The organism is Paenibacillus selenitireducens (assembly GCF_002021565.1).
GTDB lineage: Bacteria > Bacillota > Bacilli > Paenibacillales > Paenibacillaceae > Paenibacillus_K > Paenibacillus_K selenitireducens.
On the sequence record NZ_MSZX01000001.1, the window covers coordinates 514,477 to 527,526 of the forward strand.

At 43.2% G+C, this 13,050-nt stretch carries 5 protein-coding genes; 3 read left to right on the forward strand and 2 right to left on the reverse strand.

Going from position 1 to position 13,050, the window contains the following annotated elements:
• Positions 1 to 78: 78 nt before the first annotated feature.
• A complete protein-coding gene (locus tag BVG16_RS02345) occupies positions 79 to 9,549 on the forward strand; it encodes an S-layer homology domain-containing protein (RefSeq protein WP_078496916.1) in 9,471 nt (3,156 codons plus the stop codon).
• Between the two features lie 112 nt (positions 9,550 to 9,661).
• On the opposite strand, the gene modB is transcribed toward BVG16_RS02345, so the two are convergent.
• Positions 9,662 to 10,336: a molybdate ABC transporter permease subunit gene (gene modB, locus BVG16_RS02350; protein WP_078496917.1), complete on the reverse strand. Its 675-nt coding sequence runs from the start codon at positions 10,334 to 10,336 to the stop codon at positions 9,662 to 9,664.
• Positions 10,333 to 11,142: a molybdate ABC transporter substrate-binding protein gene (gene modA, locus BVG16_RS02355; RefSeq protein ID WP_078496918.1), complete on the reverse strand. Its 810-nt coding sequence runs from the start codon at positions 11,140 to 11,142 to the stop codon at positions 10,333 to 10,335. The genes modB and modA overlap by 4 nt, the downstream gene beginning before the upstream one ends.
• A gap of 169 nt (positions 11,143 to 11,311) precedes the next feature.
• On the opposite strand from modA, the gene BVG16_RS02360 reads away from it, so the two are divergent.
• Both BVG16_RS02360 and BVG16_RS02365 read left to right on the forward strand, forming a co-directional pair.
• On the forward strand, positions 11,312 to 12,244 hold the full coding sequence (locus tag BVG16_RS02360; protein WP_078496919.1) for a helix-turn-helix transcriptional regulator: 933 nt from the start codon (positions 11,312 to 11,314) through the stop codon (positions 12,242 to 12,244).
• Between the two features lie 23 nt (positions 12,245 to 12,267).
• Positions 12,268 to 13,035, forward strand: coding sequence for an HAD-IIB family hydrolase (locus BVG16_RS02365; RefSeq protein WP_078496920.1), 768 nt, complete (start codon positions 12,268 to 12,270; stop codon positions 13,033 to 13,035).
• Positions 13,036 to 13,050: the final 15 nt, after the last annotated feature.

Consider the following 13,050-nt stretch of genomic DNA (forward strand, 5'->3'; position numbering starts at 1 on the left):
AAATCATGTAAGAGACTAGGGTTGAAGTAATAGCAGTTAGTTGAAGTGAGACTAGTGTATTCAAAAGGGGGAATTACAATGCGAATATTTAGGCATCGAATGAGAAAACTATTAGGTTGCACGCTGACCTTTTTTCTTCTCTTCACGTCGATTTCAAACTTATTTGATAAGGAAGTTTACGCAACATCTGTGAAATTAGCTGGGGCTATAGACATTGAAATGAGTAAGTTCCAGAGTTTTGTTCTGTTGAAGGATCAAAGAACATTGCTTTCAGCAGGGAATAACAACTTTAGATCACTTGGTCGTCCATCATTAGGTGCTGTAGCGTCTCCAATGGGTGTAACTGACACCTCTATGATTGAGGGGAAGATCATACAAATCTCAGCCTCAGAAACAAATACAGGGATTCTGGATGACAAAGGGAACTTTTATCTTGTTGGGGCCGGCGGCAGTGGACAATTTGGTACTGGTAGTGGATCTACAGCTACAAGAACCAGATTTACGCTCGTGGCTTCCAATGTCAAGCAGATATCTGTTGGGTACAATTATGTCACTTATGTGGATCATGCGGACGTGTTGTGGGCAATGGGCTATAATGCAGCAGGCAACCTGGGCGACAACACAACGGCGAACAAATATGTGCCTACTCAGATTATGACGGATGTCAAAGAGGTTATCGCCAATAAATCATATGAGAGATACACCACGTTCGTCATTACAAATGACGGTACTGCGTATGCTACGGGCAGTAATGACTATGGCTTGTTTGGAAACGGGAATTATACCAGCCAAAAAAAATATGTGAAGATAGGTTTGAATAAACCCGTTCAACAAATCATGCAAGGTGATGTGTTCGTTACCATCCTAACGAAGGATGGCGAGTTATATGATGGCGGGTACAATCGTTGGGGTGTATTTGGAAACAACAAAGCCGACGGCTACTATAGTACAAGCTATACATTAAATACATTTGCCTTTCCATCACCTGTAGCAAAGATACTACATTCCACAACTTCAGGGTTTGTTCAACTTAAGAACGGTTCTGTTTGGGGGGCAGGAACGAATGATGCTGGTGATTTAGGGTTTCAGATGAACCCTGGATCGGGGACTCAATTAAGATTCGTTAACATTACCAATCCTGTTGATGGTAATCGTACAGTAGTCAACAAGAGTGGCTCAGAAATTCATAATCCTGTTGACTTTGCAGGGAGTTGGAACGGTAATATGATTCTCACGCAACGTGGTGATGTCATGATTACGGGGGGGTCCTATTATTCAGAGTTAGGCACGAATGATGGTAAAGTCCGGTGGCAATTTACAACGATTGATATTGAGCGCTTTATCTTTGGTCCGATTGTGACTTTTTATGATAATAACAATAACGTAACAGAACATGACCCAACACATATTATCGTAGAACCGTCTCAGTTCGATATATCAGCAGGTGCGCCAGAAGTTACTGCATTTTACGAACTATACGAAGCAGGTGCACCAAACGTCCTCCTTAAAAAGGACAATAAAAGTGTTAAAGACGGTGTGTGGTCGATCGATGTTGGAAGCTTAGGACTTAAGCCGAATTCCTATCCCAAGTCCTATATCTTCAAGGCCTATCGCCAATCTGCGCCCTTTGGTTCTCCGCCGAAGACTTTAAAAAGCGAGACGTTCGAGTATTCGTTTACTTTGACACGGCCTCCTGCAGAACTAACATTAAGCGCAGCAATGGATAAGCCAAGTTTCGATCCTGTTGATATCACAGCGAAGGCAGATAATTTCCAAAAGACGGGTGAAGCTCCAGCTGGGAAAATATCCAGTATGAAATGGTTCCGAGTTCCGACTAATAGTACTGTCGAATACAATGAAGATTCCTTCGACTCTGGATATGGAGCGGTAACTTCAATCCATAAAGGGGAAGATGCCAATCCTAACTCTGCAGTTGCAACTTATGACTATCATATCCCAGCAGATAAAAATGCTAGATACTGGATCAAAGTAGAGTTCGCTGGTACGGTCGGAAATACATTCTCAGTTGTTAAATCCATAACGGTGAAAAATGGATATCAACAGTCCGATCTCAAAGTTGCGGGAATCGAAAATGGAAACCCATCGAATGTCCTTTATCCAGCTGGAACGTATTCGGGCAAGTACGGTGTTGCTTATGAGCTTGACGGCAAAACCATTCTAAGTTCAACTGCAGACGGTGTTACGACAGTATTGAATCAACCGGCTGGAACGTTCGCAAATTTCGTCGTTCAACCCCCAAAAGACGGGTTATCTCCCTATTGGACGAATCCAGCTCCTGCTAGCCAAAGTGTTAGCATAAAGGATATTGCTCTTGGAACCGTTACATTTAATTATGAGAAAGATCCTTCCTGGTGGGCTGACATTAGCTACCGCGCTGAGAATCATGAAGGAAAAGAAATGATCTCAGCAGACGGATTTATCGCACCGAAGACGGTGAATGTGAAAAAGGATGTTGAGTTTATAAAGAGTTATGGTGATATACCATCTGTATCTGGTTATGATCTGATCGGTTATAAGATAGATGGTGGCTCGACGATTGCTCTTACATCAGGTCAAGACATTGCCTTAACCCCAACAACTAATGTTGATATTACGTTCGTATACCGAACCCAAATATCAGGTCTTAACGGTAAGGTGTACGTTGCTGGTTCAAATCCAAAAAGTTATTTAGGTGGAATCGAGCTTACACTTACTGACGGTACGAATCTGTATACAGAAGTGAGTAGAGCAGATGGTTCCTACACATTTAGTACAATTCCCGTTGGGACTTACACAATGACGATTTCAAATGTCCCTGGTTTTGAAAATTATTCAAATTCACTTACGGTCACAGGAGTGACCCAATTCGATGTTCCGCTTCAGCCTAAATCCAATACGGGGGTAGCTGATGTGTTGGTTAGAGACAAGGTAACAGGATCTCCGTTACCAGGTGCTAAAGTAACGATTTATGGAAATATCTATACCACGAATGCGGAAGGAAAAGTACTTGCGGTTGAGCTTCCTGCACCTGGTTCACATGTGGTCATGGCTACTGCACCTTATTACAATCCAGGATCAGGAGTTGCGGAGTTTACTTCTTCCGCCGGTGACTATTCTTTAATAATCATTGAGCTTGAACAGGGGAATAAAGGTGCAATATACGGGGTGGTAATGGATAAAGACACTACAAATCCTGTTGAAGCAGCAATAGTCAAAACATTAAGCGGACAGAATGCTGCATCAGATTCATTTGGCCATTATGTGCTTTTGAATGTTGATCCGGGCCTGCACAATGTAGTTGCATCCCATAGTCAGTACAACACAGAGTTCGACAAAGTGACGGCTAAGACCAATACAAGTGTTGAGAAAAATTTCGAGCTGAGCAAAAATGCAGCATTTGGCGGATCAGCATCTAAATATGTTGTGACAGGTACGGTTACAGACTTCAAAACGCAAATGCCGTTATCTAAAGCCGTAGTGAAGGCAGCGAAGGGCACGGAAGTCACTGTTGATATGAACGGACATTATGCCATTGGTTATTTTGACGCTAATTCAGAAGTTGTGATTTCGGCGTCTGAAGCAGACCACGCGACAGCTTCTAGGCGAATAGAGGCTATAACATCTGATTCTGTCGAAGATTTTACGCTTAGCTCTAAAGTTTCGATTACTGTAAAAGGGATTTATAACAAAGGCTTGGCGGATGAGAAGGTATTGTACGCTTACACGTATCAACTCGATTATAGTGATCAAGATACAAATGTAACCTCATTCCATGTTCCAAAATACAGAATCAAAGGATCGAATCCGAACGATGGAACCTTCCCAGATTTCGAGACTAAAATCTTTAAGCCGAATATGGATAAAGAAATCATATTTGATTATGTTTCCAACATGGCTAAAGTAACCATTAATGCTTACTTAGAGGATGGCAAAACTCCACTACCAAGTGATATATTTGTTCCATTTACCGTAGAGTCTGAAGCGGGCTATCCATTTTCTTATACCGCACCATCTATCCTTGGCTATGTTAACTCTGGTAATCGTGGAATTGTTCCTGAGGTTATGGCAGACGGTACAAGTATGATGGATTTCTACTTTAAAGAAGCAGCTCCAGGAAGATTACAGATTAAGGCACTTGATGCGGATACGAACGAGATCTTGGGTTACAAAAATGTAGATATTCGCGTAGGGGAACAGTTTATATCGACAGATGATAACGCACCTACAAGTAGCGATATTTCGAATTTATCGTTCTATACATTAAAAGAAAACTCGGGAAATCCTACAAGTGTTACGTATGATGGTGTCTCAGCACCTGCTGATGTTACGTATCAGTACACGCGAAACACAAGAGCGGTTGTGGTCGAAGCGTGGGATGCAGGGACCAATACAAAAATCAGCTCCGAACCATCACAGCAGTATGGAATTGGACTCATGCATCATATTGCAGCACCACCAACAACCGTTGGTTACACATTGGTAGGGGAGTCCTCTCGGGCTATTATTCTACCGGATGGAACGGGAGATTATGTAATCAAGTTCTGGTACAACAAATCAGCAACAGGTGTAGTTACCGTAAAAGGCGTATGGAATAACGGAGGAACGGAAGAAGTAATTCATTCGCAGGATATTACAGCTACTGTTGGATCTACAGTAACAGCAGATGCGCCAAGCATTTCCGGTTGGTTGCTGAAGACAGGTGAAACGGCTACGAAATCTGTTATCGTTCCTGATTCTCAAGCTGGCGAAATCAAGTTTGTATATGAAAAAGATCTTGTTCAAGTCACGATTGAATTACTTGATAACAAAGGGAACCCACTGACTGCCCCTGCAGGTTATTCAACCGTAGTTGACGTACAAAAGGGAATCGTTCAGACGATTTCTGCGGCAACCATTGACGGATACGTTCTCGTTAGTCCATCAACCGTAAGTCAAACCTTTACAGCGGATTCAACCGTTACATTTAGATACAAAGCAACTGAAGATTTTGTAAATGATAACTCGGTAAAAATCCTTGTAAAGGGTGTAGATGCACAGACGGATAAGCTACTATACAGCTACACGAAGGCAGAACCAAAAAGCAATAAAGTGATTACTATAGAGGCTTTTGATGTGCCAGGATATGAGTTGGATGCATTAACACCTTCTCCTGCGACGGTTCCTGCAGATGGGACGGTAACTGAGCAGGTCTTTAAGTACAACAATCAAGCAACAAAAGTTGCAATAAAGGCGGTGCTTCCTGATGGTGTTACTCCAGTTCCAGGATACACACTGATTGAAGTGAATGCTGTGAAAGGACAGCCATTCAGCTATAATGCACCATACATTCCGGGGTATAACTTGATTAGTAATATTACGGATAGGATTGCGAACGTAAGTGACACAGACAAAACACTGACGTTTAAGTATGAGCAGGCAAATGGTAATGTCGTTATTGTCTTAAAAGAAAATGATACAAACGGACGGGTAATCAAAACACTGAGTGATACGATGATTGTTGGTGAAAGCAAGACGGTGGATGTTCCTGATTTGACAAGTGAATTCTATACAGCAAAGAGTACTGCACAGAATGTCATATATTCTGGTACTGCACTTGCGATTGAGTTCTTCTATAGTAAAGATAAGCGTAACGTTGATGTTGTCACTTATGATGTGACGGGTACAGAAAAACGGCTTAATACAACTCCACAACTACCGCAGCGTATTGGGGAAGTCGTAAACTTCAGTGCACCGAATGAGCAAGGGTATACGTTAACTAGTACAAGCCCGAGATTGGTGCTCATTGAAAGTGGAGCGGGCAATCAAGAAGTTCGCTTCAATTACAAATCAATGGCATCAGGTGATGTTGAAGTCAAGGCCATTGATAAATTGAATGGGACAATCATTCATTCCTATTCCGTATCTAGTACGGTTGGGAATCGGATTACCGTTCAAGCTCCTGAACTCATGGGTTGGAAACTAGAAGGTTCTCCAACGACTGAGATTGTTGTAGCAGACAAGGCGAGTGTGGAGTTTAGCTATATTAAAGATGTCGTTAAGGTTTCACTTGATCTGAAAGATGAGAAAGGCAATGTGCTTGCCCCACCAGCCGGAGTAGTGAGTAGTTATGAAGTAGCAAGAGGTGCTGATTATACAGCCTATGCTCCGTACATCCCAGGCTACGTGATTAGCAGCAACCAAACGGTATCCTTACTTAACCTGCAAAAAGATGAAGTAGCAAGCTTTACGTACAAACCGCTGGAAGAAATCATCGATCAATTCATGGTCAATATCGAAGTTAAGGGTGTGGATGCGAAGACCGGTCAACGGCTTTACAGCTACGTTGTAACCAAAGCGAAAAACAGTGGGAAAGCCACACTGAATGCCTTTGATGTATCGGGCTACAGCCTAGATGCAACAACAAGCAGCCCTGTTGATGTAACAACAGACGGCTCGGTAACCGAGCATGCGTTCAAGTACAACAGCTTAGCAATGACCGTAACCGTAAAAGCACAATTAGCAGATGGTACAGCAGTTCCAGGCTTCACGGACATTGTGGTGCCGGCAGTGAAAGGGCAAGCGTTTAGCTACAATGCACCGTATATTCCAGGCTACAACTTGAAGAGTGTGATTACGCAATCTATTGCAAGTGTAGCGGAAAATAACAACGAGCTGACTTTCACGTATGAGCAAGCAGATGGCAATATCGTAATTCTCTTGAAAGAAAATGACACCAACGGTCACGTAATTAAATCTCTAAGCGACAAGCTGAATGTCAATGAAACGAAGACAATTGCGGTACCAGATCTGACGAGCGAATCTTATACGGCATGGAGTACCGCACAAGACGTGACATATGACGGCAAGGCCTTAACAATCGAGTACTTCTACAAGAAGGATACTAGAGATGTTGATGTCGTTACGTATGATGTAACAACGGGCAGCACAGGAATACGGAATACGTATCCTCAAGGACCACAACGTATTGGGGAAGTCGTAAGCTTAGCAGCACCCAATGAAGTGAACCTTAGATTAGTAAGTGATACACCCAAATTGGTATTGATCACGAGTGGAATTCCAAATCAAGAAGTGCGCTTCGATTACAAGTCTATTGCACAGGACGAAGTCGTCGTGAATGCGATCGATGAAGCAAATAAAACGATCCTGCATACGTACAGCGTAAAAGGTACCGTAGGAAACAAAGTAAGCGTGAAAGCACCAGCGATGCTTGGATGGGCACTAAAAGAAGGCGAAGCTTCCACGAAAACACAAATCGTACCAGGCACGATTGAATTCTTGTATGTAAAGAATACCGTTCAGGTAGCGCTCGAACTGAAGGATGAGAAAGGGAATGCGCTTACTCCACCAGCTGGTATAGTGAGCAGCTATGAAGTGGCGAAGGATAGCGACTTTAAAGTGTATGCACCCCATATTCCAGGCTACGTGATCAGCAGCAGTCAAGTCGTATCGTTCACTAACTTGCAAAAAAATGAAATAGCAAGCTTTACGTATAAGGAAGTCATTGGGACTGGCTTAACGGTTATTCTGAGAGATGCTTCTAATGGTAATGCTGAGCTTGGCCGGGAGCAAGTGACTGACCTAACCGTAGGGAATACGTATACGTATACTGCGCCGGATTTAATGGGTATGGGCTATAACTTTGACCATGCTATGCCGGCAGTAACTGCAAATGAACGTGATATCACAATCACTGTACATCCTTCTGACAATACGATTGAAGCCTTCTATACCAAAATGAAAGCAGATGTAACGGTCATACATTATGACTATACGAATGGCATCGAGTTAGATCGCCTGACGGTGAAAAACTCAGTCGTAGGCAGTGTGTATACTGCTAGTTATTATGATCCTGCCAACTGGATTTTCCATAGTGGAAATAACAGCATCGTAGTAGATAAGGATGCTAGCCAAAATGTAATTAAACTGTACTACACCAAGGTTACGGATCATCCAAGCGATTCCGTCTTGATCCAGCATATCTCACGCGAGCGTGTAGGTGGAGAGATGAAGGTGCTTGCTGTCGAAACGAAGACCGGACAGATAACACCATATAGCTATGACACGATGGTAGAGAGCAAAGTTCCTGAACTGGAGAGTATGGGATATGTTATAGAAGTCTCAAGTATTGGCGTGCACAATATCCCGCTTGGCGGCAGTGTAACACTATATTATACGCCTGAGCGCACGAGTGCAGAGGTTTTATACTGGGATAAAACCAACAATACGTTGCTCGATTCCGTTACGGAGAGTGTATATGTAGGACAGACGTACATCCCGCAAATGAAGTATTACCCACAATTTACGTTTGCCGGCATGGAACCTGAAGGCGGCATTACCATCATGAAAGGCACCAATATCGTCCAGGTAAATTATACTCAGAATGAAATGGTTAGCCTGATGATCGAATACGTGACCCGTGACGGGAAACTCTTACAGACAGAAACGGTAGCCGGCAAGAGGGTAGGGGATGTCATTACCTATACTGCACCTCAAGCATTCAACATGGAGGGCAGAAAGTATGAACTTGCTGCAGGACAGCCTAACTCACTCACGATTACCCTTGCAACAGAAGGGAATAAACTAAGCTTTGTGTATGATGACAAGGGGAAAGATACGACGGTCATTACGGAACCTGGAGGCGGCAGTAGTAGCGGTGGCGGAGGAGGCAACAGCAGTATTACTACCTCAACGCTAACCATCGAGGGTATGGATGAATCGGGAAAGGTTATTTATAGCCAGACTGTGACTGCAGTCGTAGGTCAGAACGAGACTGCCGAAGCACCGATCATTGCCGGTTATACGCTGAATGACATGGCGACCAAGCGTATTCTAATCCAGACGGGTCCGAATAAGATAACTTTCCTCTATAAGAAGATGGATAAGGATGAGGATAAGGATAAGGACAACGGATTGGGTATACCTACATTAGAAAAAATAAAGCATTTGGTTTATATGCAAGGCTATCCTGACGGTTCCTTTGGTCCAGGTAAGCATATTACTCGTGCAGAAGCCGCTGCAATTTTTTATCGGCTGATTGTAGATGTGAATAAAGAGAAGCCTTTGGCTACCACATTTAGTGACATAAAATCTAGCGATTGGTATGGACAAGCTGTAGCTTATCTAACAGAGCATGGTGTTATTCAAGGTTATTACGATGGAACGTTTGGTCCTGGTAGAACCATTACAAGAGCTGAATTTGCAGCGATGGCTTCCCGGTTTGAACATCTTAGCAACAATGCCATCCATGCCTTTTCGGATGTTCCCACTGATCATTGGGCGTCTGAGTATATTACCAGCGTCTATACGAAAGGTTGGATACAAGGTTTCATCGATGGTACGTTCAAGCCTAATGATTCAATGACGCGCGCTGAGGTTGTGACGATGATCAATCGGATGTTAGATCGCAAAATTGAAAAAAACAACATCCCAACTTACGCGAAAAGATACAATGATGTCAATGAAGAGCATTGGGCATACCATGATATTGTCGAAGCGTCGACGTACCATGAGTATACCCGCCAAGATGATGGATATGAAATTTGGAAATAAGTTATCTTATAGACAACGTTCCAGTATTGTAGCGAACGAATAAGAACAATAACAAACCAGGCTAAGCGTATTTAGCCTGGTTTTTCTTCGTTCTTCTATAGTAGATGCAGAATTAGAGATTCGTAATCTTTCGATTGGCAACCATGAGCATCAGGAAGGAAATCAAAATGATGCAGATGGACCATAACCATGCTAATACGTTATTGCCAGAATCCACAGCCAGGTAAATGGCTGTCGGCAGGGTTTGTGTCTTGCCAGGGATATTCCCGGCGAGCATTAGCGTTGCTCCAAATTCCCCTAATCCTCTTGCGAACCCAAGAATAAAACCCGAGATCAGTGATGGAAACGCTAACGGCAGGGTGATCCAACGAAAAACTTGCCACTCGTTGGCTCCGTAGGATCGACCGGCATCCTCTATGGCACGATCGATCGATTGAAAACCCACTTTGACCGTTTGATAGATCAGCGGGAAAGATACGATCACGGACGCGATGACGGCGGCGTACCATGTGAACACCAGCGGTTGTCCGAATAACCATTCGATGGATCTGCCAACCCAACTTTTTCGCCCAAAGATAACCAATAGAATAAAGCCTACAACCGTAGGGGGAAGCACTAAAGGCAGCATAAATAACGTTTCAAGCAGGGTTTTACCCCGAAAAGAAGCTCGCGACATGAATCGCGCAATGAGTACTGCCACGATAAATACCAAGATACTCGCGATGAGAGAGACCTTGAGTGACAGGAGAATGGGGTCGAAAAATTCCTTCATGGGTACCGAAATCATTGGTTCGGTATGCTGAACCCGTACTTGATGAAAATATCTTGTGCGGCCTTACTTTGCAGATATTTATAAAATTCGTCAGCTTCTTGAGGATGTTTGGTAGCTTTAACGATCCCTACAGGATATTCAATGGCTTTGTGGCTATCAGGCTCAAGGGTGAGCGCTACCGTCACTTTCTGTGATGTTAAAGCGTCTGTTTTGTAGACGAATCCAACCTCTGTGTTGCCTGACTCGACATAATGCAAAACTTGTTTGACATCTTTAGCAAATACCGTTTTCGCTTGGATGGTGTCCCATAGTTGGTAAAAAGTAAGTGATTCTTTGGTATAATTCCCTACCGGTACACTCTCTGGTTCCCCGACCGCGATTTTCTTCACATTCGATGAAGTGATATCTTTGATGTTCTGAATGGCAAGGTTGGAATCCTTCGGAACGACCATGACGAGTTCATTGGTCAGCAGATTGACCTGTTGATCTTGTTCGATAAGCTGCTTATCGACAAGTGCTGTCATCTGTTTCTTACCGGCAGACAAGAATAAGTCAGCTGGAGCGCCTTGTTCGATTTGTTTCTGTAATGTCCCTGATGCTGCTAGGTTAAACGTGAGTTCGATGTTGTTGTGTTCCTGTTGATAGGCCGTTTTGATTTCATTTAAGCTGTCCGTTAGACTTGCTGCGGCTGAAATCAGCAATTCAACTTTTTGCGCGGAGGGCTTGTTCTCCGTACCGTTGGTAGAAGAAGCCTGTTCTTTGGATGCGCATCCAGTGAGTGCTACCATAACCAGCAATATGCTAAGCATTTTTTTTAGCATGGGTCTATTTCTCCTTTAGGATTAGATTCTGTTTGCTATTTTACCACACGAACGGATATGATTAAATATATTTAGTCATAACTAGTTATAAATAGTTATATTTATTTATGATTGTTCTGAAACATTATATAATGATCTAGCAGCATATTTCAAAGGCAGGTGAGGACATATGGCCAACGACATATCGTATACAACCGAAGAAATTGCAAAGATTCTGAAAATATCAAAACTTACCGTCTACGACTTGATTAAGAAAGGCGAATTGCCTGCTTATCGTGTCGGGAGACAGATGCGGGTAGATGCAGAGGATCTTGAACAATACAAACATAGAGCCAAAGGGAATCCGATACGTACGTACGCTAAACCAGATGAAAAGGTACAGGCTTCCTCGGGTAAAAAGACGATCGTCATCACCGGTCAAGATGTAAGTCTTGATATATTAACAAAGCATATTGAGAAGCATACCCAGGCTTACCGTCCGCTAAGATCTCATGTTGGAAGCTTGGATAGTCTTATATCCATGTATCAGGGACAAGCGGATCTCGTGAGTACGCATTTACTAGACGGAGATACGGGAGTGTACAATGTTCCGTATATTCAGAAGCTACTCGTTGGATTTCCGTATATCGTCATCAATTTAGTGAGTCGGGCTGCGGGATTCTATGTGCAGAAAGGAAACCCGAAGCAAATTCATCATTGGCGGGATTTGACTAGAGCCGGTGTAAAAATGGTTAATCGAGAGAAGGGGTCCGGCGCACGTGTGTTATTGGACGAACAGCTTCGTATTCTAGGGATATCATCGAAAGAAATCGATGGCTATACGCATGAAGAGTCTAACCACTTGGGGGTAGCAGGGAAAGTGGCGACAGGGCAAGCTGACGTGGGTGTAGGGATCGAAAAGGCGGCATATTTGGTAGGTGTCGATTTCATTCCTTTTATACAGGAGCGGTATGATCTTGTCATGATCAAATCTCCTCAGAATATGGCGTGGATCGAGCTTGTCCGAAGCATTCTTGGTTCAGAAGACTTCAAGAACGAATTGAGATCCATACAAGGCTATGATTTATCCCTTACTGGGAAAGTGATGATCGAAGTTGAATAACCATAGAAGAGGAGTATATCTCAATGCATTTTGTGTTTGATTTAGATGGAACGATTTGTTTTCAGGGGAAACCGCTGTCGAGTAAAATCATTGACGCGTTACAAGAAGTAACCCATCAAGGGCATGAAGTGGTCTTCGCGTCGGCAAGGCCGATTCGAGATATGCTGCCTGTCATCCATCCCGATTTACATGGGTATGCCATGATTGGAGGCAACGGATCTCTGATTTCCAAACAAGGGGAAATCGTGTATTCACAAGGATTTTCACCTCAAGAAATGAATGACATCATGTCGCTCATAGGAAAGTACAATGCCACCTATTTAATTGACAGCGAATGGGATTATGCCTACACAGGTCCCCAGGATCATCCGATATTGAACAATGTAGATCCAGATCAATTGGCGAAACGCGTACATGTCGAAGAGCTAACCTCTATCGTTAAAATCTTAATTCTGACTTCGGATAGCTTCGAAGAGTTATCTGCGAGACTAACTGAACTGGATGTTTTCGTGAACCGTCATCGCCATGAACATGTGCTGGATATCAGTCCGAAGGGGATACATAAATGGAGCGCGCTTCAAACTTTGGGCGTTCAGGAAAGAAGTTATATCGCATTCGGTAATGACGCGAACGATATTACGATGTTTGAACATGCTAAACACGCCGTCATGATCGGGTATTACGAACCGTTATCCTCATCGGCGACCGAAGCTATCGAACTTGTAGATGATTACGAACAGAAGATCGTCGATAAAATCCAAGAATTATCTCGCGTTGCAATTACACGATAGTGTGATCAACAAAAA

Excerpts from the sequence above, each read along its gene's own strand:
- BVG16_RS02345 (WP_078496916.1), top strand. The coding sequence starts at position 79 with ATGCGAATATTTAGGCATCGAATGAGAAAACTATTAGGTTGCACGCTG.
- modB (WP_078496917.1), bottom strand. The coding sequence starts at position 10,336 with ATGATTTCGGTACCCATGAAGGAATTTTTCGACCCCATTCTCCTGTCA.
- BVG16_RS02365 (WP_078496920.1), top strand. The coding sequence starts at position 12,268 with ATGCATTTTGTGTTTGATTTAGATGGAACGATTTGTTTTCAGGGGAAA.
- BVG16_RS02360 (WP_078496919.1), top strand. The coding sequence starts at position 11,312 with ATGGCCAACGACATATCGTATACAACCGAAGAAATTGCAAAGATTCTG.
- modA (WP_078496918.1), bottom strand. The coding sequence starts at position 11,142 with ATGCTAAAAAAAATGCTTAGCATATTGCTGGTTATGGTAGCACTCACT.